Genomic DNA, 21,259 nt, shown 5'->3' with positions numbered 1-21,259 from the left:
GAGGAGAACCCGCCCCTTGTTACAGAGGCGGGGGCACGCGTCAAGCCTGGGTAGCGTACTTGGCCAGGGTTGGGTCGTTTTTCAGCACATCGAGGGTTTTGGCATGAACGTCTTCAGCGGTGGCATCGGCCTTGGTGAAGATTTTCGAGAAGTTGTCATGGGTCACGGCCGCAAAGCGGTCACGGTCCTGTGGCGCAACGCCGAGGATCACGGCATAGGTGGTCAGCGCTTCGCCCTGACCCATGGCCATGTCCTTGGACAACTCGTCCATCATGCCATTCATGGCCAGCCACGATTTGCCGCCGTAGGTCAGTGCACTGTTGGTCGAGCAACCGTTGGTACCGCTGGTCATGCCGAAGGTGGCGTTACCGGAGGTGCCGTTGGTGGTAGAAGCCAGGAAGTGTGCCGGAGTGCCGCGCTGGCCTTCGAACAGCATGTTGCCCCAGCCGCAATCCGGACCGCCTGGCGCCTGGGCCATGGCGTTGACGGAAACAGCGGCAAAGAGCGTTCCAAGAAGAATCCGTTTCATAGCTTTATTCTCTTTATGTGCGACCTGAGTGGGCCGGGAGTTGTGCGTCATTGCGTCAATGCAAATGGCCATGAACGCCACTGTGCGAAATTTTGAGTCTGAGGTGTGTGCGAGGGTTCCGTGATTTGTTGCGGTTTATTACGCTTTATCACGCTTTGTAGAGAGACAGTCGGGACGTTGTCGCGCGTTGCCATGCGCCAGCTTGCCTGGCGTCTTGCAAGTGATGTCCGGCGAGCGCCAGAATGCCGCTATCTGCCCCGCGTGATCTAAGGAACACTGATGCCCGATTCTGTAGCTGCCAGTCTGCGTCTGGCGCCACAAGCGCTGACCCGTCCATTTACCGCTGAACAGTTCGCGTTCCAGACCACCAATGATCTGGAGCCCTTTCGCGGAGTCCTCGGCCAGGAGCGTGCCGTTGAGGCCTTGCAGTTCGGGGTGGCGATGCCACGTCCCGGTTACAACGTGTATGTCATGGGCGAACCCGGCACCGGCCGGTTCTCGTTCGTCAAACGCTACCTCAAGGCTGAGGCCAAGCGCCTGCAGACCCCGTCGGACTGGGTCTATGTCGAAAATTTCGAAGAACAGCGCGAGCCCCGCGCGCTGGAGCTGCCGTCAGGCACGGCGATGGCATTCATCGCCGACATCGGTGGCCTGATCGATAACCTGCTGGCGACCTTTCCGGCGGTGTTCGAACACCCGTCCTACCAGCAAAAGAAAAGCGCCATCGACCGCGCCTTCAACCAGCGTTATGACCGCGCGCTGGATGTGATCGAACGCCTGTCGCTGGAAAAAGACATTGCCCTGTACCGCGACAGCACCAATATCGCCTTCACGCCGATGGTCGACGGCAAGGCGCTGGACGAGGCGGAATTCGCGCAGTTGCCCGAGGCTGACCGCGAGCGCTTTCATGAAGATATTTCCGGCCTGGAAGAGCGCCTGAACGAAGAACTGTCGAGCCTGCCGCAGTGGAAGCGCGAGTCCAACAATCAACTGCGCCAGCTCAACGAAGAAACCATCACCCTGGCCTTGCAACCGCTGCTGGCGCCATTGTCGGAGCAATACGCCGAGAACGCGGCGGTGTGCGCGTACTTGCAGGCCATGCAGGTCAACCTGCTCAAGACTGTGGTCGAGCAACTGGTCGACGACAGCAAGACCGATGCCCAGGCGCGCAAGCTGCTGGAAGACCAGTACAGCCCCAGCCTGGTGGTCGGCCATACCCACGGCGGCGGTGCGCCGGTGGTGTTCGAGTCGCACCCGACCTACGACAACCTGTTTGGCCGCATCGAATACAGCACCGACCAGGGCGCGCTGTACACCAGTTACCGGCAGTTGCGCCCTGGCGCCTTGCATCGCGCCAATGGCGGCTTTCTGGTACTTGAGGCCGAGAAGCTGTTCGGCGAGCCGTTTGTCTGGGATGCGCTGAAGCGCACGCTGCAATCGCGCAAGCTGAAAATGGAATCGCCGCTGGGCGAACTGGGCCGCGTGGCCACGGTGACCCTGGCGCCGCAGGTGATCCCCTGGAGCGTCAAGGTGATCATCATCGGCTCGCGCCAGCTGTATTACACCTTGCAGGACGTCGATCCGGACTTTCAGGAGATGTTCCGGGTGCTGGTCGACTTCGACGAAGAAATTCCGATGGTCGATGAAACCCTGGAGCAGTTCGCGCAGTTGCTCAAGACCCGCACCTTCGAAGAGGGCATGGCGCCGCTGACTGCCGACGCCGTGGCGCGCCTGGCGACGTACAGCGCGCGGCTGGCCGAGCATCAGGGGCGTTTGTCGGCGCGCATCGGCGACCTGTTCCAGCTGGTCAGCGAGGCCGACTTCATTCGCCAGCTGGCCAACGAAGAGCTCACCGACGCCGGTCATATCGAACGCGCGCTCAAGGCCAAGGCCACGCGAACGGGGCGGGTTTCGGCGCGGATTCTCGACGACATGCTGGCGGGCATCATCCTGATCGACACCGATGGTGCGGCGGTGGGCAAGTGCAACGGCCTGACGGTGCTGGAGGTCGGCGACTCGGCCTTCGGCGTGCCGGCGCGTATCTCGGCAACGGTTTATCCGGGCGGCAGCGGCATTGTCGACATCGAGCGTGAGGTCAACCTTGGTCAGCCGATTCACTCCAAGGGCGTGATGATTCTCACCGGCTACCTGGGCAGCCGCTACGCGCAGGAATTCCCGCTGGCGATTTCGGCGAGCATCGCGCTGGAGCAGTCCTACGGCTATGTCGACGGTGACAGCGCTTCGCTGGGTGAGGTCTGCACCTTGATCTCGGCCCTGTCACGCACGCCGCTCAAGCAATGTTTCGCCATTACCGGTTCCATCAACCAGTTCGGCGAAGTGCAGGCGGTGGGCGGGGTCAACGAGAAGATCGAAGGCTTCTTCAGGCTTTGTGAGGCACGTGGCCTGACTGGCGAGCAGGGCGCGATTATCCCGCGTTCCAACGTCGCCACGTTGATGCTCGACGAGCGCGTGTTGCAGGCCGTCAGGGCCGGGCAGTTCCATATCTATGCGGTGAGCCAGGCCGACGAAGCCCTGAGCCTGCTGGTGGGCGAACCTGCCGGCGAGCCAAACGAGGAGGGCGAATTCCCCGAAGGCAGCGTCAACGCCCGTGTGGTCGAGCGCCTGCGCGATATTGCGCAGATGCTCAGTGACGAGGACCTCAAGGAAGAGCTGGAAAAAGAGCCTGCGCAACTGGCACCGGAGCTCAAGCCCTAGAAGCCTGCCCGGACGAAGAATGCCGCAGGGGTCACATTCTGCGGCATCCGTTCGTCCAGCCCCTGCGTACGTTGGGGTTTCTCCTCTATGCTGAAGCATCAGTGCAGTGCCACATGGACTGGCTGCACCTGTATCCACAAGGAGGAACCCGCCATGTCACGAAGCCTTTGCCTGACCCGCCACTGCCTGGGGCTGGTGACGCGGATCGAATGCATCATTCGGCCCTTGGGGGATAGCGGCCTGTGGACACTGCTGTTCGCGGCCGGCATGTCGGGCGAGCAACCTTCGGCGATCAAGGCCCAGGGCCCGTTCCAGGGCGCCCGTGCCGCTGAGACGGTGCTGCAGGCGATTGCCGACAGCCTGAGCCTGAACGGCTACCAGTCCAGCGACGACCTGCCGATCTGGAGTTTGCACCTGCAAGGCGAACTGCGGCGTCTTAACCTTCAGTTGACCGATTGCCAGCGATCATCGCCGTTTTAATCGCGCGATCCTGGAATCACCCATCGTGCGCGGCATTTTGTCGCGTCTTCAGAGCGGTCATGCCGCGCTGATATACTCGCCCGCCCATTTCCAATCACATGCGAGTCCCGATGGAACGTTTCTTCGAAAATGCCATGTATGCATCGCGCTGGCTGCTGGCACCGATTTATTTCGGTCTGTCCCTTGGATTGCTGGCGTTGGGGCTGAAATTCTTTCAGGAAGTTTTCCACGTCCTGCCCAATATCTTCTCGCTGGCCGAAGCCGACCTGATCCTGGTGCTGCTGTCGCTGATCGACATGGCGCTGGTGGGCGGCCTGCTGGTCATGGTGATGATCTCCGGCTACGAGAACTTCGTTTCGCAACTGGACATCGACGAAGACAAGGAAAAGCTCAACTGGCTGGGCACCATGGACTCTTCGTCGCTGAAGATGAAAGTGGCGGCCTCCATCGTGGCGATTTCCTCGATTCACTTGTTGCGGGTGTTCATGGACGCACGCAATACGCCGACCGAATACCTGATGTGGTACGTGATCATCCACATGACGTTCGTGATCTCGGCGTTCGTCATGGGCTATCTGGATCGCCTGACCAAGCACTGACGCCCGCTTTGTATTACGGCCGGCCGGCCCGATTATGCTAGGCTGGCCGCCCTTTTATTCGGGGTGCCGGGTTTTTTCACCCTGCATCCCCTTGCGGAGCAGTGTTATGTCCGAAGTCAATCTGTCCACCGACGAAACCCGCGTCAGCTATGGCATCGGCCGCCAACTGGGCGACCAACTGCGCGACAACCCGCCACCGGGCGTTGACCTGCAGGCCATCCTCACCGGCCTGACCGATGCTTTCAATGGCCAGCCAAGCCGCGTCAGCCAGGAAGACCTGTCGGCCAGCTTCAAGGTCATTCGTGAAGTGATGCAGGCGCAAGCTGCCGCCAAGGCCGAGCAAGCCGCTGCTGCCGGCGTGACCTTCCTGGCTGAAAACGCCAAGCGCGAAGGCATCACCACCCTGGCTTCGGGCCTGCAATTTGAAGTGCTGACCGCCGGTAGCGGCGCCAAGCCGACCCGCGAAGATCAAGTGCGCACTCACTACCACGGCACCCTGATCGACGGCACTGTGTTCGACAGCTCCTACGATCGTGGCGAGCCTGCGGAGTTTCCGGTGGGCGGCGTGATTGCCGGCTGGACCGAAGCCCTGCAACTGATGAATGCCGGCAGCAAATGGCGCCTGTACGTGCCAAGCGAGCTGGCCTATGGCGCTCAAGGCGTTGGCAGCATCCCGCCGCACAGCGTTCTGGTATTCGACGTCGAGCTGCTCGACGTTCTGTAAGCCGACTGCCTGTCTGCCCAACGAACCTGCGCGGTTCGTTGGGCAGGCACGTTGTTCAGCGCTCACATGCTGAGCTCACCCATCGGGCGCAACGCTCGCGCATAGCAAAACAGAAACAGATTGCGCACCAGCTCCTTGAGCACCACCGGCTCGCTCGAACTGAGACTGTTGACGTCCAGGTCGCCCTGATCGCGCAATTCCTCCAGTGCTTCTTCCTCAAGTACCGCACAGACTTCGCCTGTTTCGCGATGAAGAATTCGCAAGTAGGGTTGTGGGCGGTCCAGCCATGCATCGATCAAATAAGTCATGTTCCATCTCCTGCTTCGGTGTGATGAGAATAATTCTTATTACGATAATAGCAAGCCTCTATTGAGATTAATTCGCATTTTCTGTCGGGCGGTTGAACGACCCGGCATAAAGACGCCGTCTTGTAGGGCCAGCTTTAGCGGGGAAGCGGGCGCCGCCATCTACGTCGTAATGCCTGTCAGTCAAGCCTTGGCGCTGACCTGTAGGAGCCCGCTCTGCCGGCGACCGGCTGCGTTAGCAGTCGTAAACTTTCAGCGGTTCATAGGTTTTTGCGAGCGCTTCGCGCTCGGTCGCCGGCAGAGCGGGCTCCTGCCAAGGCCCGTGTCGCCCTTAACTGATCGGTATTACTTCTGCGACGGTGTTTCAGTACACGATGGCGCCCAACAAAAAGCCCGTCACGAGGACGGGCTTTTTATGTGCGAGCTGTGGATCAGTGCGTGCGGGCGACCGCAAATTCACTCAGTTCCACCAGCGCATCGCGGTACTCGCTCGGCGGCAGGGCATCGAGGCAGGCAATGGCGCGGGCGACATAGTCACGGGCCAGCTGGGCGGTGTAGTCCAGGGCGCCGGCGCTTTCGACGGCATCACGGATACTTTCCAGATCGTCCAGGCCGCCTTTCTGAATCGCCTGACGCACCAGCGCTGCCTGTTCGGCCGTGCCTTCGCGCATGGTGTAGATCAGCGGCAGGGTCGGCTTGCCTTCGGCCAGGTCGTCACCGACGTTCTTGCCCAGGGTCTCGGCATCGCCACGGTAATCGAGCAAGTCGTCAACCAGCTGGAAGGCCACGCCCAGATGGTCGCCGAATGTGCGCAGGGCTTCGGTTTGCTCCGGGCTGGCGCCGCACAGCGCTGCGGCGCTATGGGTCGAGGCTTCGAAGAGCATGGCGGTCTTGCCGCGAATCACTTCCATGTAGATTTCTTCAGTGGTGCTGGCGTCGCGGATCTTCGACAGTTGCAGCACTTCACCCTCGGCAATCACCCGGGTGGCTTTGGAGAGAATCTTCATGACCGGCATCGAGCCCAGTTCGACCATCATTTCGAACGAGCGCGAATAAAGGAAGTCACCGACCAGCACGCTTGGCGCATTGCCCCACAGCGCATTGGCTGTCGAACGACCACGGCGCATGCCGGACATGTCGACCACGTCGTCGTGCAGCAGGGTGGCGGTGTGCAGGAACTCGATGGTGGCGGCCAGCAGGCGCAGGTCGTCGTCCTGATGCCCCAGGGCCTTGCCGCTCAACAGCACCAGCAGCGGGCGCAGGCGTTTGCCGCCGGCCGAGGTGATGTAATCGCCGATCTTGGAGACCAGCGGCACACGCGACGTGAGTTGCTGCTTGATGATCAGGTCAACGGCACTAAAGTCGTCCGCCACCGCGCGGTAGAAAGCTTGGGGTTGCATCAGCGACAGGTGCTCCAGATAGGTTGCGCCGCATGCTAGGTCGCGGGTCAGGGTGTGTCAAGGCGTGATGGGTGGGCACTTGCAAGGCTCTGGCAGCTTGCGTACAATCGCGCACCCTTACTTTCTTGGGCAGCACCTGCCTTACGCAATTGCATTAAGGTCTCCAGCCTGATGCAGCCATGCCAGCCGATACTCTACCTATAAAGAGCTGGGTGAGCAGGATTTTCGGAGAGATACCATGTCTTACGCAGTAATCGTTACGGGTGGCAAGCAGTACAAAGTCGCCCCGGGTGAATACCTGAAAGTTGAAAAACTGGAAGTCGCCACTGGCGAATCCATCACTTTTGACCGTGTGCTGCTGATCGGCAACGGCGACGAAGTCACCATCGGCGCTCCAGTCGTTGCTGGCGCTACCGTTGTCGCTGAAGTGGTTGCACAAGGTCGTCACGACAAGGTTCGTATCATCAAGTTCCGTCGTCGTAAGCACCACATGAAGCGCCAGGGCCACCGTCAGTGGTACACCGAGATCAAAATCACCGGTATTCAGGCGTAATTCAGCCTAATCCTCATTTGGAGAATTGACTCATGGCACACAAAAAAGCCGGCGGTAGTACTCGCAACGGTCGCGACTCAGAAAGTAAACGTCTTGGCGTTAAAATCTACGGCGGCCAGGCAATCATCCCAGGCAACATCATCATTCGTCAGCGCGGCACCGAGTTCCACGCTGGCTACGGTGTTGGCATGGGCAAAGACCACACCCTGTTCGCGAAAGTGGAAGGCGTGGTGAAGTTCGAAGTGAAGGGCGCTTTCAATCGCCGTTACGTAAGCATCATTCCGAAGGCTGAAGCCGCGGCAGTGTAATTACGTGTTGCATGAAAAGCCCTGTCTTGCGACGGGGCTTTTTCGTTTTCGGTGGTGGTGAGTCTCTTGCAAAGCTGTCTGTGCGAGCTGTTGTGATACGGGCCCCGGGCCCTCTGGTTTTTGATCGGTGTCGCAGCGCTCATCTTTGCAAGAGGCTTATGAATTCATGTGGTTCTGCTCGTCCTCGTGACGGGAGCAAGTGTTATGAAATTTGTTGATGAAGTATCGATTCGAGTAAAAGCCGGTGATGGCGGCAACGGTTGCATGAGCTTCCGTCGTGAAAAATTCATCGAAAACGGTGGGCCTAACGGCGGCGACGGTGGTGATGGCGGTTCGGTGTACATGGTTGCCGACGAAAACCTCAACACCCTGGTCGACTACCGCTACACCCGTCACTTCGATGCGCAGCGCGGTTCCAACGGCGGCAGCACCGACTGCACTGGCGCCAAGGGTGAAGACATGATCCTACGCGTGCCGGTCGGCACCACGGTGATCGATGCAGGCACCCAGGAAATCATCGGCGACCTGACCAAGGCCGGTCAGCGCCTGATGGTTGCTCAAGGTGGCTGGCACGGCCTGGGCAACACCCGTTTCAAATCCAGTACCAACCGCGCGCCACGCCAGACCACGCCAGGCAAGCCAGGCGATCAGCGTGACCTCAAGCTGGAGCTGAAAGTACTCGCTGACGTTGGTTTGCTGGGTCTGCCGAATGCCGGCAAGAGCACCTTCATCCGCTCGGTGTCGGCCGCCAAGCCGAAAGTCGCCGACTACCCGTTCACCACGCTGGTGCCGAACCTGGGCGTGGTCAGCGTCGACCGCTGGAAAAGCTTTGTCATCGCCGACATTCCGGGGCTGATCGAAGGCGCATCCGACGGTGCCGGCCTGGGTATTCGCTTCCTCAAGCACCTGGCGCGTACCCGCCTGTTGCTGCACCTCGTCGATATGGCGCCGATGGACGAATCCAGTGCGGCAGATTCCGCTGAGGTGATCATCAATGAGCTGGTGCGCTTCAGCCCGGCGCTGGCCGAGCGTGATCGCTGGCTGGTGCTGAACAAGTGCGACCAGTTGCTCGAAGAAGAGCAGGAAGAGCGCAAGCGCGAAATCGTCGAGCAACTGGGCTGGACCGGTCCGGTCTACGTGATCTCGGCCATTGCCCATGAAGGCACCGAGCGTCTGTCGCGCGACATCATGCGTTATCTGGAAGACCGTGCCGATCGTCTGGAGCGTGACCCTGCGTACGCCGAAGAGCTGGCCGAGCTGGATCAGCGCATCGAAGATGAGGCGCGTGCCCAGTTGCAGGCGCTGGACGACCAGCGTGCCCTGCGTCGCAGCGGCGTGAAGAGCGTCGAAGATGTCAGCGACGACGACTGGGATGATGATCTGGACGATGAAGACGGTCCGGAAATCATTTACGTCCGTGACTGATTGCTTGAAGTAAACTAGCGCCGCTTTCGAGCGGCGTTTTTGTGTCGCCTGTATTTGTGTTCAAGTTTTGTATCCAAGAAAATTCTCTGGCTAAGGTTGGAAGATGATGCGCAGCAAAGTGACAGGTGCCCAGCGCTGGGTCGTGAAGATCGGCAGTGCCTTGCTGACCGCTGATGGCAAGGGGCTGGATCGCTCGGCAATGGGCGTGTGGGTCGAGCAGATGGTGGCGCTGCATAATGCAGGCGTCGAGCTGGTGCTGGTGTCTTCGGGCGCTGTGGCGGCGGGCATGAGCCGCCTGGGCTGGACGATTCGACCGAGCGCGATGCACGAGTTGCAGGCCGCTGCCGCCATCGGCCAGATGGGCCTGGTGCAGGCCTGGGAATCAAGCTTTGCCGAGCATGGCCGGCACACCGCGCAGATTCTGCTGACCCATGACGACCTGTCCGACCGCAAGCGCTACCTGAATGCGCGCAGCACCTTGCGTGCGCTGGTCGAATTGGGCGTGGTGCCGGTGATCAACGAAAACGACACCGTGGTCACCGACGAAATCCGTTTCGGCGACAACGACACGCTGGCTGCGCTGGTGGCCAACCTGGTCGAGGCTGACTTGCTGGTGATCCTCACCGACCGCGATGGCATGTTCGATGCCGACCCGCGCAATAACCCCGATGCCCAGCTGATTTCCGAGGCCCGCGCCGATGACCCTGCGCTGGACGCGGTGGCTGGCGGCACCGGTGGTGCGCTGGGGCGTGGTGGCATGCAGACCAAGCTGCGTGCGGCGCGACTGGCGGCACGTTCGGGTGCGCACACCGTGATTGTCGGTGGGCGTATCGAGCAGGTGCTGTCGCGCCTCAAGGCGGGCGAGCAGCTGGGTACGCTGCTGTCGCCAGAGCGTGAAATGCTCGCGGCGCGCAAGCAATGGCTGGCGGGTCACCTGCAAACCCGTGGCACGCTGGTGCTCGACGAGGGCGCGGTGGCGGCGCTGGTGTCGGACAGCAAGAGCCTGCTGCCGGTGGGCGTCAAGCTGGTGCAAGGCAGCTTCCGTCGTGGCGAAATGGTCGTTTGTGTCGCGCCCGATGGTCGGGAAGTGGCGCGCGGTCTGAGCAACTACAGCGCAATCGAAGCGCAGAAGATCATTGGCCAGTCCTCCGAGGCGATTGTCCGGGTGCTGGGCTATATGGCCGAGCCTGAGCTGGTGCATCGCGACAATCTGATTCTGGTCTGAGCAGGGTGAATGTGGGTATGCGGCATGTGATCAGGAAAATGGCGGCGCTGATGGTGTTCTGGCCTTTGCTGGCAGGCGCTGAAGAGATCGGTCAGGTGTCGACGGTGTTCAAGTTTGTCGGCCCCAATGACCGGATCGTGGTCGAGGCGTTCGACGATCCGGGCGTCGAGGGTGTGACGTGCTATCTGTCGCGCGCCAAGACCGGCGGCGTGAAGGGCGGGCTGGGGCTGGCCGAAGACCGTGCCGAGGCCTCCATTGCCTGTCGACAGGTCGGGCCGATTCGCTTCAAGGCGACGCTCAAGGATGGCGAGGAAGTGTTCAAGGAGCGCACTTCGCTGGTGTTCAAGACCATGCAGGTGGTGCGTTTCCTCGATCAGAAGCGCAATACGCTGGTGTATCTGGTCTACAGCGATCGTCTGATCGAAGGCAGTCCGCAAAATGCGGTGACCGCCATTCCGATCCTGCCCTGGCCGCAAGCGGTCGCCACCCCGTAAGCCCGAAGGCGCGGCTGATAGCTGCTCGCAGGAGTGGCTTTGGCCGCGAACCCAGTTGCATGAATTACGGGCGGGGCTTTTTTACAGGCAATAAAAAAACCGGCCCTGAGGCCGGTTTTTCAAGAACAGATCAATCAGGCAGCTTCTTTCAGAGCCTTGATGTGACCATTCAGGCGGCTCTTGTGGCGAGCAGCCTTGTTCTTGTGGATGATTCCTTTGTCGGCCAGACGGTCGATGACAGGAACAGCCAGAGTGTAAGCGGCTTGCGCTTTTTCTGCGTCTTTTGCGTCAATGGCTTTAACTACATTCTTGATGTAGGTACGAACCATGGAACGCAGGCTGGCGTTGTGGCTGCGACGCTTCTCAGCCTGTTTTGCACGTTTTTTGGCGGAAGGTGAGTTGGCCACCGTCAAGCTCCTCGAAAGACTTTATGAATTAGCTTACAAACAAGGCCGCGAATCATGCCGATGAGTGGAAGTGTTGTCAAGCTCAGATGCTCGGTTCCGCTGAGCGGTCGTGGCATAAAGCCGGTGCTTCACTTCCACTGCGCGACCTGTAAACTCGCGCACCTTGGCTTCGGGCTCATTTGGGGCGCGGAGTATTGCATGCATGAGTCGTTTGGTCGAGGCGCGTAACTCTTTAATGAATCTGCTCAAGTCACTGGCTGCTGTCAGCTCCATCACCATGCTGTCCCGGATTCTGGGCTTCGTGCGCGATACCATCATCGCTCGGGCCTTTGGCGCCGGCATGGCGACCGATGCCTTTTTCATCGCCTTCAAGCTGCCTAACCTGTTGCGGCGCATCTTTGCCGAGGGTGCGTTTTCCCAGGCGTTCGTGCCGATTCTGGCCGAATACAAACAGCAGCAAGGCGAGGAGGCGACCCGCACCTTCGTGGCTTATGTTTCGGGGTTGCTGACGCTGGCGCTGGCGCTGATCACCTTGCTGGGCGTGATATTCGCACCCTGGATTATCTGGGCCACGGCGCCGGGCTTTGCCGATACGCCGGAAAAGTTCGCCTTGACCAGCGAACTGCTGCGGGTGACGTTTCCTTATATATTGCTGATCTCGCTGTCATCGCTGGCCGGCGCGATTCTCAATACCTGGAACCGTTTCGCCGTACCGGCCTTCGTGCCAACGCTGCTTAATGTCAGCATGATCGGCTTCTCGCTGTTCCTGATTCCGTACTTCGACCCGCCGATCATGGCGCTGGGCTGGGCGGTGCTGGTCGGCGGCCTGCTGCAGTTGCTGTACCAACTGCCGCACCTGAAAAGGATCGGCATGCTGGTGTTGCCGCGCCTTAATCTGCGTGATTCGGGGGTGTGGCGGGTGATGCGGCAGATGCTGCCGGCCATTCTCGGCGTGTCGGTCAGTCAGATTTCGCTGATCATCAACACGATTTTCGCCTCGTTCCTGGTGGCAGGCTCCGTGTCGTGGATGTACTACGCCGACCGCCTGATGGAGCTGCCATCCGGTGTGCTCGGCGTGGCGCTGGGCACGATCTTGCTGCCGACCCTGGCCAGGACCTACGCCGACAAGGACCGCCAGGAATATTCGCGGATTCTCGACTGGGGCCTGCGCCTGTGCTTCGTGCTGGTCTTGCCGTGTACCCTGGCGCTGGGCCTGCTGGCCGAACCTCTGACGGTTTCGCTGTTCCAGTACGGCCAGTTCGACGCCCATGATGCGGCCATGACCCAGCGCGCGCTGGTGGCCTATTCAGTGGGTTTGCTCGGTCTGATCCTGATCAAGGTGCTGGCGCCGGGCTTTTACGCCCAGCAGAACATTCGCACGCCGGTAAAGATCGCGATCTTCACCCTGATCGTCACGCAGCTGCTCAACCTGGCGTTTATCGGGCCGCTGCAACATGCAGGCCTGGCGCTGGCGATCAGTGTCGGCGCGATCATCAACGCCGCGCTGCTGTTCTGGCAATTGCGTCGCCAGGACCTGTTCCAGCCGCAGCCGGGCTGGGCAAAGTATCTGTTCAAGCTGTGCCTGGCCGCCGGCGTGATGTCGGGCGTGCTGCTGGGCATGCTGCATTACATGCCGGCCTGGGATATGGGCGGCATGCTGGAGCGCTTCATGCGCCTGGGGTTGCTGGTGGTGGCAGGCGTGGTGACCTATTTCGCCATGCTGCTGTTGCTGGGCTTTCGTCTCAAGGATTTTGCCCGCAAGGCGATCAAATTGTAGGAGCGCGCTTGCCCGCGACCGAGTGCGAAGCGCTCGCAAAATCTCGGAAACGCTGAAAATTTACGACTGCTAACGCAGCCGGTCGCGGTGGTCCGGCATTCCGGCAAGCGCGCTACCTATCTTCATTACCTGTCGTCCATGCGTTTGTCTGGGTATAATCGGCCACTTTATGAGCAAGAAGCGCGTTATGCAGCTGGTTAGAGGCCTTCACAACCTGCGCCCCCAGCACCGGGGCTGCGTCGCCACGATTGGCAATTTCGACGGTGTTCACCGTGGCCACCAGGCTATCCTGGCGCGCCTGCGTGAGCGGGCAGTCGAGTTGGGCGTGCCCAGCTGCGTGGTGATCTTCGAGCCACAGCCGCGTGAATTCTTCGCCCCCGAGACCGCGCCTGCACGTCTGGCACGCCTGCGCGACAAGATCGAGCTGCTGCGTGCCGAGGGCGTTGACCGGGTGCTGTGCCTGTCGTTCAATCAGCGCCTGAGCAAGCTCAGCGCTGCCGAGTTCGTCGAGACCATCCTGATCGACGGGCTCGGCGTCAGGCACCTTGAGGTCGGCGACGATTTCCGTTTCGGCTACGACCGCTGCGGCGATTTCGATTTTCTGCAGCAGGCTGGCGCCGATCATGGCTTCACTGTCGAGGCGGCGCAGACCGTCGAGATAGAAGGCGTGCGGGTCAGCAGCACCAAGGTGCGCAAGGCCCTGGCCGCCTCCGACTTTGTGCTGGCCGAGCAACTGCTCGGTCGCCCGTTCGCGATTGCCGGGCGGGTCTTGCATGGCCAGAAGCTGGCCCGCCAGTTGGGTACGCCTACCGCCAATGTGCAGCTCAAGCGCCGTCGCGTGCCCTTGAGCGGGGTCTATCTGACCAGCACCCATATCGATGGCCAGGTCTGGCCGGGCGTGGCCAATATTGGCGTGCGCCCGACCGTGGCCGGTGATGGCAGCGCCCACCTCGAGGTGCACCTTCTGGATTTTGCCGGTGATCTCTATGGCCGGCGTTTGACGGTGGTCTTCCACCACAAGCTGCGTGATGAGCAGCGTTTCGCCTCGCTGGAGGCGCTCAAGACGGCGATCAATGCGGACGTCGCCGCCGCCCGTGCCCACTGGCATGGCCAACCGCTAACCAAGAGCCTGAAATGACCGACTACAAAGCCACGCTAAATCTTCCGGACACCGCCTTCCCGATGAAGGCCGGCCTGCCCCAGCGCGAGCCGCAGACCCTGCAGCGCTGGGACAGCATTGGCCTGTACCAGAAGCTGCGTGAAATTGGCAAGGACCGGCCCAAGTTCGTCCTGCACGACGGCCCGCCCTATGCCAATGGCAAGATTCACATCGGTCATGCGCTGAACAAGATCCTCAAGGACATGATCGTGCGCTCCAAGACCCTGTCGGGCTTTGACGCACCGTATGTGCCGGGCTGGGACTGCCACGGCCTGCCGATCGAGCACAAGGTCGAAGTCACCCACGGCAAGAACCTGGGCGCCGACAAGACCCGCGAGCTGTGCCGTGCCTATGCCACCGAGCAGATCGAGGGCCAGAAGGCCGAGTTCATCCGCCTGGGCGTGCTGGGCGACTGGAACAATCCGTACCTGACCATGAACTTTGCCAACGAGGCCGGCGAAGTCCGTGCCCTGGCCGAGATGGTCAAGGGCGGTTTCGTGTTCAAGGGCCTGAAGCCGGTCAACTGGTGCTTCGATTGCGGTTCGGCACTGGCCGAGGCCGAAGTCGAATACCAGGACAAGAAGTCCTCGACCATCGACGTCGCCTTCCCGGTGGCCGATGAAGACAAACTGGCCGCCGCCTTCGGCCTGTCAGCGCTGCCGAAACCGGCGGCCATCGTGATCTGGACCACCACCCCGTGGACCATCCCGGCCAACCAGGCGCTGAACGTTCACCCTGAATTCACCTATGCGCTGGTCGATGTCGGTGACCGCTTGCTGATTCTGGCCGAAGAGCTGGTCGCTTCGTGCCTGGCGCGCTACAAGCTCGAAGGTTCGGTGATCGCCACCGCCACCGGCAAGGCGCTGGAACTGATCAATTTCCGTCACCCGTTCTACGACCGTCTGTCGCCTCTGTATGTGGCTGACTACGTCGAACTGGGTGCCGGCACTGGCGTGGTCCACAGCGCCCCGGCCTACGGCCTGGACGACTTCAACATCTGCAAACAGTACGGGATGAGCAACGACGACATCCTCAGCCCTGTGCAGAGCAATGGCGTGTATGCCGAGTCGCTGGAGTTCTTTGGTGGCCAGTTCATTTTCAAGGCCAACCAGAACATCATCGACAAGCTGGCCGAAGTCGGCAGCCTGCTGCACACCGAAACCATCAGCCACAGCTACATGCACTGCTGGCGCCACAAGTCGCCGCTGATCTACCGCGCCACCGCGCAGTGGTTCGTGGGCATGGACAAGCAGCCTGTGGCAGGCGATACCCTGCGCGAGCGCTCGCTCAAGGCCATCGACGAGACTAAATTCGTGCCGGCCTGGGGCCAGGCGCGCCTGCACTCGATGATCGCCAACCGCCCGGACTGGTGCATCTCGCGTCAGCGCAACTGGGGCGTGCCGATCCCGTTCTTCCTGCACAAGGAAAGCGGCGAGCTGCACCCACGTACCGTCGAGCTGATGGAAGAAGTGGCCCTGCGCATCGAGAAGGAAGGCATCGAGGCCTGGTTCAAGCTCGACGCCGCCGAACTGCTCGGTGACGAAGCCGCCCAGTACGACAAGATCAGCGACACCCTGGACGTCTGGTTCGACTCCGGCACCACGCACTGGCACGTACTGCGCGGCTCGCACAACATCGGCCACGACAGCGGCCCGCGTGCCGACCTGTACCTGGAAGGCTCCGACCAGCACCGCGGCTGGTTCCACTCGTCGCTGCTGACCGGTTGCGCCATCGACAACCACGCGCCGTACCGCGAACTGCTGACCCACGGCTTCACCGTCGATGAAAGCGGTCGCAAGATGTCCAAGTCGCTGGGTAACACCATCGAGCCGCAGAAGGTCAACGACACCCTGGGCGCCGACATCATGCGTCTGTGGGTCGCGGCCACCGACTATTCCGGTGAAATCGCTGTCTCCGACCAGATCCTGCAGCGCAGCGCCGACGCCTACCGGCGTATCCGCAATACCGCGCGCTTCCTGCTGTCGAACCTGTCGGGCTTCAACCCGGCCACCGACCTGCTGCCGGCCGAAGAAATGCTGGCGCTGGACCGCTGGGCCGTGGACCGCGCGCTGCTGCTGCAACGCGAGCTCGAAGAGCACTACAGCGAATACCGCTTCTGGAACGTCTACTCGAAGATCCACAACTTCTGCGTGCAGGAGCTGGGTGGTTTCTATCTGGACATCATCAAGGACCGCCAGTACACCACCGGTGCCAACAGCACCGCGCGGCGTTCGTGCCAGACCGCGCTGTTTCATATCAGCGAGGCGCTGGTGCGCTGGATCGCGCCGATCCTGGCGTTCACCGCCGACGAGCTGTGGCAGTTCCTGCCGGGCGAGCGCAACGAATCGGTGATGCTCAACACCTGGTATGAAGGCCTGAGCGAACTGCCGGAAGGCTTCGAGCTGGACCGCGCCTATTGGGAACGTGTCATGGCCGTGAAGACAACGGTCAACAAGGAAATGGAAAACCTGCGCGCGGCCAAGGCGATTGGCGGCAACCTGCAGGCCGAAGTGACCCTGTACGCCGAAGACGCGCTGGCGGCCGACCTGACCAGGCTGGGCAACGAGCTGCGTTTCGTGCTGATCACCTCGACTGCTTCGGTCGCGCCATTGCTGTCGGCTCCGGCCGACGCCGTGGTCACCGAAGTGGCTGGCTTGAAGCTCAAGGTAGTCAAGTCCGGTCACGCCAAGTGCGCCCGTTGCTGGCACCACCGCGAAGACGTCGGCAGCCATGCCGAGCACCCGCTGATCTGCAACCGTTGTGTGGATAACCTCAGCGGCGCAGGCGAGGTTCGCCACTATGCTTGATAAGGGCACGCTTGATAGCGGCGCAGGCCGTTTTGGTCGCTTGTCCTGGTTGTGGTTGACGCTGCTGGTCGTGGTCATCGACCAGGCCAGCAAGTACTACTTCGAGCACTCGCTGAACCTGTACCAGCAGATCATCATCATTCCGGACTATTTCAGCTGGACCCTGGCCTACAACACCGGTGCCGCTTTCAGCTTCCTGGCTGATGGCGCCGGCTGGCAGCGCTGGTTCTTTGCCCTGATCGCGATTGTGGTCAGTGCCGTGCTGGTGGTCTGGCTCAAGCGCCTGGGGCGTGACGACACCTGGCTGGCGATTGCCCTGGCGCTGGTGCTGGGCGGGGCGATCGGCAACCTGTATGACCGCGTGGTACTGGGTCATGTGATCGATTTCATTCTGGTGCACTGGCAGAACCGCTGGTATTTCCCGGCGTTCAACGTGGCCGACAGCGCGATCAGCGTCGGCGCGGTCATGCTGGCGCTGGACATGTTCAAGAGCAAGAAAAGCGGAGAAGCCGTTCATGACTGACTATTCGGCGAGCGAGCAGCGCATTGGCCAGAACACTCAGGTCACCCTGCATTTTGCCCTGCGTCTGGAAAACGGCGACACGGTAGACAGCACCTTCGACAAGTCGCCGGCGACCTTCAAGGTCGGCGATGGCAACCTGTTGCCGGGCTTTGAAATGGCGATCTTCGGCTTCAAGGCCGGCGATCACAAAAGCGTGCGGATCCTGCCGGAAAACGCCTTTGGTCAGCCCAACCCGCAAAACGTGCAGATCATGCCACGCTCGCAGTTCGAGGGCATGGAACTGTCCGAAGGCTTGCTGGTGATCTTCAACGATGCGGCGAACACCGAGTTGCCGGGTGTGGTCAAAGCGTTCGACGATGAGCAAGTGACCATCGACTTCAACCACCCTCTGGCCGGCAAGGCGCTGGACTTCGAAGTGCAAATCTTCGACGTCCAGGCTCTGGACTAGTAGGAGCGCGCTCTGCCCGCGACCGGCTGCGTTAGCAGTCGTAAAATTTCAGCGGTTAATAGATTTTGTGAGCGCTAACGCACTCAATCGCGGGCAAGCGCGCTCCTACCCACTACGAGGCACAGCATGCAAATCAAACTCGCCAACCCCCGCGGCTTCTGCGCCGGAGTGGACCGCGCGATCGAAATCGTCAATCGCGCCCTGGAAGTGTTTGGCCCGCCGATTTATGTGCGTCATGAAGTGGTTCACAACAAATTCGTCGTCGAAGACCTGCGTGCCCGTGGCGCGATCTTCGTCGAAGAGCTGGACCAGGTGCCGGACGACGTCATCGTGATCTTCAGCGCCCACGGCGTTTCCCAGGCCGTGCGAACTGAAGCCGCGGGACGTGGCCTGAAAGTGTTCGATGCTACCTGTCCGCTGGTGACCAAGGTGCATATCGAGGTGGCCAAGTACAGCCGCGACGGGCGCGAATGCATCCTGATCGGCCATGAAGGCCACCCCGAAGTCGAAGGCACCATGGGTCAGTACGATTCCAGCAATGGCGGCTCGATCTATCTGGTCGAAGACGAAGAGGATGTCGCCAACCTGCAGGTGCGCGACCCTGAGCGCCTGGCCTTCGTGACCCAGACCACGCTGTCGATGGATGACACCAGTCGGGTGATCGATGCCCTGCGTACGCGCTTCCCGGTTATTGGCGGGCCGCGCAAGGACGACATCTGCTACGCCACGCAAAACCGTCAGGATGCAGTCAAGCTGCTGGCCGACGAGTGCGAAGTGGTGCTGGTCGTGGGTAGCCCCAACAGCTCCAACTCCAACCGCCTGCGTGAGCTGGCCGAGCGCATGTCGACCCCGGCCTACCTGATCGATGGCGCCCAGGACCTGCAACGCAGCTGGTTCGATGGCATCACCCGCATCGGCATCACCGCAGGTGCCTCGGCGCCGGAAGTGCTGGTGCGCGGCGTCATCGAGCAACTGCACGCCTGGGGCGCGACCGGCGCCGAAGAGCTGGCAGGTCGCCCGGAAAACGTTACCTTCTCGATGCCCAAGGAGTTGCGTGTCAAGTCGCTGACCTGAGGATTTCAACCGCACAGGGCCTGATCGGCCTCGCGCTCGACGATCCGGACATGCCCGGTAATCGCCACCACCACCCGGTAGTGGCTGACCGGGCGGTCTTTCAGGCACACAAACAGGCTGCCGTTGCCTGAGCCTTGCAGACCTCCAAGCCCCCCGAAACTGAGTTTTTGCGCGACCTTGTTGTTGCCGACGATGCGCACCTTGCCATTCAGTGCCCGCTCGACCAGCAAGGCGTCGTCGGGTTTGTCTGCATTGTATTCGGTGAAAATCCGCCAGCCCTGACTCCAGTCTTCGTCGATGGCCGCAATGACCACCGTCTGATTGCGGGTGATGGCCGCCACCCGCGCCGAACGTATGCCGCTGGCCAGCTCTCGGGCTGCCACCAGCCGCTGTTGGGCCTGAAACAGCTGACTCAATTGCGGTACAGCAACCTGCGCCAGAATCGCCAGGACGGCCACTGTGACCATGAGTTCTACCAACGTGAAACCGCTCTGCTTCAATATTCTTCCTCCCTGGAAGCACATTTCGTACACTCGTCGCCGCCAAAGCGCCGTATATCCTTCTAGAGTTGTCCCATGTTGCAGCGGCTTTATAGTCGTAACGTTAAGGAGACGCTCAATGCGTGATGGAGCCAAGGGGTTCAGCCTGGTCGAACTGTTAATCACTGTGTCGGTGGTGGGCATACTGGCAGCCATAGCCATGCCCAACTTCACCCAGACAGTGCAGGGTAATCGGGCCGATACCGAGGTGGGCGATCTGCAACATGCACTCAACTATGCGCGGTTAGAGGCGATCAATCGCGGGGTAACTATGCGCATTGCGCCGGTGAGTGGTTCGGACTGGGCTACGGAGTTGCGGGTCACTACCGTCAGCGATACGAACACGGTATTGCGCACCGTCGCTGCCATGGCCAGTGGCGCGGCAGTGGGGGCGGGGAATGTCGCGGCCATCGATTTCAACAACCTGGGCGGGATGGTGGCGCCGGGCGCTGCTGTGACCATGACGTACACCCGAGGATCGCTGACCCGGACCTTGAATGTCTGCCTGACCGGACGAATCACGTCGAAAGGAAGCTGCACACAATGAATAGCCAGGCCCGATGTTTTCAGTCAGGCATGACACTGATCGAAGTGCTGGTGTCGCTGCTGGTATTGGCCATCGGTCTGCTGGGGGCGGCGGCCATTCAGCTCAATGCGCTCAAGTACACTGACAGCTCGACCATGGCGACCCAGGCCAGTTTTATCGCCTACGACATGATGGACCGCATTCGCGCCAACGTGGACGGTAATGCCGCCGACAATGGCTCAACCAATGTGTTGGCCAGCTATGCACTGGCCAACCTGAGTGCAGCGCCGACGGCATCAAGCAATGCCCGTGATCAGGACCTGGCGGACTTCAGGGCGAATATCATCGCCTTTGCCGGCACCACCGCCGGTGCCAACAGCAATATAGCCATCACCAAGCCTACCGTGACCATCACGATCACATGGGATGAAACCCGGGCTGCCAGCGCTGCAGCAGTTGCCACCGGCCAGACCCCGGGCACCAGCACCCCGCAGTCCTTTGTGCTCACCTCGCGGGTCGGGGTGAACTGATGAGGCGGCGTAGTCGAGGCTTCGGCCTGATCGAAATCATGATTGCCCTGGTGTTGGGTCTGGTGATCAGTGCGGGTATCGTCCAGATTTTCAGCGCATCGCGCGCAACTTTTCAGAGTCAGAACGCGGCTGCAAGCATGCAGGAAGATGCCCGTTTTGTGCTCAGCAAGATGATTCAGGAGCTGCGCATGACCGGCATGTATGGCTGCCTGAGCCTCTCCAGTAGTTTGCCAGTCTCGCCCGCGATCTCAGTGCCCACGGCGCTGGACAGGCCTATTTTCTGGGACAGCACCACCAATACCTTGAGCCTGATCACCGCCGATATCGGAACAACCGGGACCACGCCGACCTGGACCATCATTTCCGATTGCCAGACTAACCCGCAGATTTACCTGGGTGCCCGTACGCCAACGGCCGGGCAAACCGCCTTTGCACTGCGCCAGGTGGAGTACTCGTTCAGTAACAACACGCTGTTCATCGGACCTGCCGGTAACAGACAGCCCCTGCTACAGAATATCAATGCGTTCAATGTGTCCTTTGGCATGGCCGGCAACCCGATGACGTATACCAGCACCATCACGGTAAACAATGCCGCCAAGATTCGCAGTGTTCGCTTGACCCTCACTCTGGTCGACCCGATGGGTCGAGTCGAGCCCCAGCCATATTCGGTGGTTGCCTATTTGCGTAATCGTTTTTGAAGGGGCTGTACGCG

The 21,259-nt window shown here is 60.8% G+C and carries 23 protein-coding genes; 18 read left to right on the top strand and 5 right to left on the bottom strand.

The annotated features are described in order from the left end of the window. Nucleotides 1-40 precede the first annotated feature (40 nt). Complete coding sequence (locus ACYAS9_RS09630; RefSeq protein WP_459743723.1) at nt 41-529, bottom strand: DUF3015 domain-containing protein; 489 nt, start codon at nt 527-529, stop codon at nt 41-43. Nucleotides 530-808: 279 nt separating this feature from the next. Between ACYAS9_RS09630 and ACYAS9_RS09625 the strand changes: the two genes are divergently transcribed. The 4 genes from ACYAS9_RS09625 (at nt 809) to ACYAS9_RS09610 (ending at nt 5,047) form a co-directional block, all read left to right on the top strand. Further along, a complete protein-coding gene (locus tag ACYAS9_RS09625) occupies nt 809-3,244 on the top strand; it encodes a Lon protease family protein (protein WP_463568062.1) in 2,436 nt (811 codons plus the stop codon). 153 nt (nt 3,245-3,397) lie between these two features. Further along, nucleotides 3,398-3,724, top strand: a complete 327-nt coding sequence (locus ACYAS9_RS09620) for a PA4575 family protein (protein WP_463568061.1) — start codon at nt 3,398-3,400, stop codon at nt 3,722-3,724. A 110-nt stretch (nt 3,725-3,834) separates the two neighbouring features. Next, nucleotides 3,835-4,323, top strand: a complete 489-nt coding sequence (locus tag ACYAS9_RS09615; protein ID WP_459743729.1) for a TIGR00645 family protein — start codon at nt 3,835-3,837, stop codon at nt 4,321-4,323. Nucleotides 4,324-4,429: 106 nt separating this feature from the next. Then, nucleotides 4,430-5,047 carry an FKBP-type peptidyl-prolyl cis-trans isomerase gene (locus ACYAS9_RS09610; RefSeq protein ID WP_463568060.1) on the top strand — a complete coding sequence of 206 codons (618 nt, stop codon included), beginning with the start codon at nt 4,430-4,432 and terminating at the stop codon, nt 5,045-5,047. A gap of 62 nt (nt 5,048-5,109) precedes the next feature. Here ACYAS9_RS09610 and ACYAS9_RS09605 read toward each other — a convergent pair whose 3' ends face one another. Both ACYAS9_RS09605 and ACYAS9_RS09600 read right to left on the bottom strand, forming a co-directional pair. Beyond that, nucleotides 5,110-5,355: a PA4570 family protein gene (locus tag ACYAS9_RS09605; RefSeq protein ID WP_463568059.1), complete on the bottom strand. Its 246-nt coding sequence runs from the start codon at nt 5,353-5,355 to the stop codon at nt 5,110-5,112. 428 nt (nt 5,356-5,783) lie between these two features. Continuing rightward, nucleotides 5,784-6,752 carry a polyprenyl synthetase family protein gene (locus ACYAS9_RS09600; RefSeq protein ID WP_463568058.1) on the bottom strand — a complete coding sequence of 323 codons (969 nt, stop codon included), beginning with the start codon at nt 6,750-6,752 and terminating at the stop codon, nt 5,784-5,786. A gap of 238 nt (nt 6,753-6,990) precedes the next feature. Here ACYAS9_RS09600 and rplU point away from each other — a divergent pair, with 238 nt between their 5' ends. The 5 genes from rplU (at nt 6,991) to ACYAS9_RS09575 (ending at nt 10,757) form a co-directional block, all read left to right on the top strand. Beyond that, nucleotides 6,991-7,305, top strand: coding sequence for a 50S ribosomal protein L21 (gene rplU, locus ACYAS9_RS09595; RefSeq protein ID WP_459743736.1), 315 nt, complete (start codon nt 6,991-6,993; stop codon nt 7,303-7,305). 32 nt (nt 7,306-7,337) lie between these two features. After that, the gene (gene rpmA / locus ACYAS9_RS09590; protein WP_056841945.1) at nt 7,338-7,613 is read left to right on the top strand and encodes a 50S ribosomal protein L27; all 276 of its coding nucleotides are present in this window, start codon (nt 7,338-7,340) and stop codon (nt 7,611-7,613) included. Between the two features lie 204 nt (nt 7,614-7,817). Beyond that, nucleotides 7,818-9,038, top strand: coding sequence for an Obg family GTPase CgtA (gene cgtA / locus ACYAS9_RS09585; RefSeq protein WP_459743738.1), 1,221 nt, complete (start codon nt 7,818-7,820; stop codon nt 9,036-9,038). A gap of 106 nt (nt 9,039-9,144) precedes the next feature. Further along, nucleotides 9,145-10,263 (top strand): glutamate 5-kinase, encoded by a 1,119-nt coding sequence (proB, locus tag ACYAS9_RS09580; protein ID WP_463568182.1) that lies wholly within the window; start codon nt 9,145-9,147, stop codon nt 10,261-10,263. 38 nt (nt 10,264-10,301) lie between these two features. Continuing rightward, on the top strand, nt 10,302-10,757 hold the full coding sequence (locus ACYAS9_RS09575; RefSeq protein WP_463568181.1) for a CreA family protein: 456 nt from the start codon (nt 10,302-10,304) through the stop codon (nt 10,755-10,757). A 134-nt stretch (nt 10,758-10,891) separates the two neighbouring features. On the opposite strand, the gene rpsT is transcribed toward ACYAS9_RS09575, so the two are convergent. After that, nucleotides 10,892-11,164, bottom strand: a complete 273-nt coding sequence (rpsT, locus tag ACYAS9_RS09570; RefSeq protein ID WP_056841948.1) for a 30S ribosomal protein S20 — start codon at nt 11,162-11,164, stop codon at nt 10,892-10,894. Nucleotides 11,165-11,399: 235 nt separating this feature from the next. Between rpsT and murJ the strand changes: the two genes are divergently transcribed. From murJ to ispH, 6 genes are all read left to right on the top strand, one after another. Further along, nucleotides 11,400-12,941, top strand: a complete 1,542-nt coding sequence (gene murJ / locus ACYAS9_RS09565) for a murein biosynthesis integral membrane protein MurJ (protein ID WP_463568180.1) — start codon at nt 11,400-11,402, stop codon at nt 12,939-12,941. A gap of 187 nt (nt 12,942-13,128) precedes the next feature. Further along, the gene (ribF, locus tag ACYAS9_RS09560) at nt 13,129-14,079 is read left to right on the top strand and encodes a bifunctional riboflavin kinase/FAD synthetase (RefSeq protein ID WP_463568057.1); all 951 of its coding nucleotides are present in this window, start codon (nt 13,129-13,131) and stop codon (nt 14,077-14,079) included. Further along, nucleotides 14,076-16,907, top strand: coding sequence for an isoleucine--tRNA ligase (ileS, locus tag ACYAS9_RS09555; RefSeq protein WP_463568056.1), 2,832 nt, complete (start codon nt 14,076-14,078; stop codon nt 16,905-16,907). The genes ribF and ileS overlap by 4 nt, the downstream gene beginning before the upstream one ends. Next, nucleotides 16,900-17,430, top strand: coding sequence for a signal peptidase II (gene lspA, locus ACYAS9_RS09550; RefSeq protein WP_463568055.1), 531 nt, complete (start codon nt 16,900-16,902; stop codon nt 17,428-17,430). The genes ileS and lspA overlap by 8 nt, the downstream gene beginning before the upstream one ends. Beyond that, the gene (locus tag ACYAS9_RS09545) at nt 17,423-17,878 is read left to right on the top strand and encodes an FKBP-type peptidyl-prolyl cis-trans isomerase (protein ID WP_463568054.1); all 456 of its coding nucleotides are present in this window, start codon (nt 17,423-17,425) and stop codon (nt 17,876-17,878) included. The genes lspA and ACYAS9_RS09545 overlap by 8 nt, the downstream gene beginning before the upstream one ends. Before the next feature lie 126 nt (nt 17,879-18,004). After that, nucleotides 18,005-18,952, top strand: coding sequence for a 4-hydroxy-3-methylbut-2-enyl diphosphate reductase (gene ispH / locus ACYAS9_RS09540; RefSeq protein ID WP_463568053.1), 948 nt, complete (start codon nt 18,005-18,007; stop codon nt 18,950-18,952). A gap of 5 nt (nt 18,953-18,957) precedes the next feature. On the opposite strand, the gene ACYAS9_RS09535 is transcribed toward ispH, so the two are convergent. After that, the gene (locus ACYAS9_RS09535) at nt 18,958-19,452 is read right to left on the bottom strand and encodes a GspH/FimT family pseudopilin (RefSeq protein WP_463568052.1); all 495 of its coding nucleotides are present in this window, start codon (nt 19,450-19,452) and stop codon (nt 18,958-18,960) included. 118 nt (nt 19,453-19,570) lie between these two features. Here ACYAS9_RS09535 and ACYAS9_RS09530 point away from each other — a divergent pair, with 118 nt between their 5' ends. The 3 genes from ACYAS9_RS09530 to ACYAS9_RS09520 are packed head-to-tail and all read left to right on the top strand — an operon-like array spanning nt 19,571 to nt 21,245. After that, a complete protein-coding gene (locus ACYAS9_RS09530; protein WP_463568051.1) occupies nt 19,571-20,038 on the top strand; it encodes a GspH/FimT family pseudopilin in 468 nt (155 codons plus the stop codon). Beyond that, nucleotides 20,035-20,547: a type IV pilus modification protein PilV gene (gene pilV / locus ACYAS9_RS09525; RefSeq protein ID WP_463568050.1), complete on the top strand. Its 513-nt coding sequence runs from the start codon at nt 20,035-20,037 to the stop codon at nt 20,545-20,547. The genes ACYAS9_RS09530 and pilV overlap by 4 nt, the downstream gene beginning before the upstream one ends. Then, nucleotides 20,547-21,245: a PilW family protein gene (locus tag ACYAS9_RS09520; RefSeq protein WP_463568049.1), complete on the top strand. Its 699-nt coding sequence runs from the start codon at nt 20,547-20,549 to the stop codon at nt 21,243-21,245. The genes pilV and ACYAS9_RS09520 overlap by 1 nt, the downstream gene beginning before the upstream one ends. Nucleotides 21,246-21,259: the final 14 nt, after the last annotated feature.

The organism is Pseudomonas sp. HP_08 (assembly GCF_055284095.1).
This window is presented reverse-complemented; position numbering and strand designations above follow the sequence as displayed.

Coding starts and splice junctions, on each gene's coding strand:
- ACYAS9_RS09630 (WP_459743723.1), bottom strand. CDS start 529: ATGAAACGGATTCTTCTTGGAACGCTCTTTGCCGCTGTTTCCGTCAAC.
- ACYAS9_RS09625 (WP_463568062.1), top strand. CDS start 809: ATGCCCGATTCTGTAGCTGCCAGTCTGCGTCTGGCGCCACAAGCGCTG.
- ACYAS9_RS09620 (WP_463568061.1), top strand. CDS start 3,398: ATGTCACGAAGCCTTTGCCTGACCCGCCACTGCCTGGGGCTGGTGACG.
- ACYAS9_RS09615 (WP_459743729.1), top strand. CDS start 3,835: ATGGAACGTTTCTTCGAAAATGCCATGTATGCATCGCGCTGGCTGCTG.
- ACYAS9_RS09610 (WP_463568060.1), top strand. CDS start 4,430: ATGTCCGAAGTCAATCTGTCCACCGACGAAACCCGCGTCAGCTATGGC.
- ACYAS9_RS09605 (WP_463568059.1), bottom strand. CDS start 5,355: ATGACTTATTTGATCGATGCATGGCTGGACCGCCCACAACCCTACTTG.
- ACYAS9_RS09600 (WP_463568058.1), bottom strand. CDS start 6,752: ATGCAACCCCAAGCTTTCTACCGCGCGGTGGCGGACGACTTTAGTGCC.
- rplU (WP_459743736.1), top strand. CDS start 6,991: ATGTCTTACGCAGTAATCGTTACGGGTGGCAAGCAGTACAAAGTCGCC.
- rpmA (WP_056841945.1), top strand. CDS start 7,338: ATGGCACACAAAAAAGCCGGCGGTAGTACTCGCAACGGTCGCGACTCA.
- cgtA (WP_459743738.1), top strand. CDS start 7,818: ATGAAATTTGTTGATGAAGTATCGATTCGAGTAAAAGCCGGTGATGGC.
- proB (WP_463568182.1), top strand. CDS start 9,145: ATGCGCAGCAAAGTGACAGGTGCCCAGCGCTGGGTCGTGAAGATCGGC.
- ACYAS9_RS09575 (WP_463568181.1), top strand. CDS start 10,302: ATGGCGGCGCTGATGGTGTTCTGGCCTTTGCTGGCAGGCGCTGAAGAG.
- murJ (WP_463568180.1), top strand. CDS start 11,400: ATGAATCTGCTCAAGTCACTGGCTGCTGTCAGCTCCATCACCATGCTG.
- ribF (WP_463568057.1), top strand. CDS start 13,129: ATGCAGCTGGTTAGAGGCCTTCACAACCTGCGCCCCCAGCACCGGGGC.
- ileS (WP_463568056.1), top strand. CDS start 14,076: ATGACCGACTACAAAGCCACGCTAAATCTTCCGGACACCGCCTTCCCG.
- lspA (WP_463568055.1), top strand. CDS start 16,900: ATGCTTGATAAGGGCACGCTTGATAGCGGCGCAGGCCGTTTTGGTCGC.
- ACYAS9_RS09545 (WP_463568054.1), top strand. CDS start 17,423: ATGACTGACTATTCGGCGAGCGAGCAGCGCATTGGCCAGAACACTCAG.
- ispH (WP_463568053.1), top strand. CDS start 18,005: ATGCAAATCAAACTCGCCAACCCCCGCGGCTTCTGCGCCGGAGTGGAC.
- ACYAS9_RS09530 (WP_463568051.1), top strand. CDS start 19,571: ATGCGTGATGGAGCCAAGGGGTTCAGCCTGGTCGAACTGTTAATCACT.
- pilV (WP_463568050.1), top strand. CDS start 20,035: ATGAATAGCCAGGCCCGATGTTTTCAGTCAGGCATGACACTGATCGAA.
- ACYAS9_RS09520 (WP_463568049.1), top strand. CDS start 20,547: ATGAGGCGGCGTAGTCGAGGCTTCGGCCTGATCGAAATCATGATTGCC.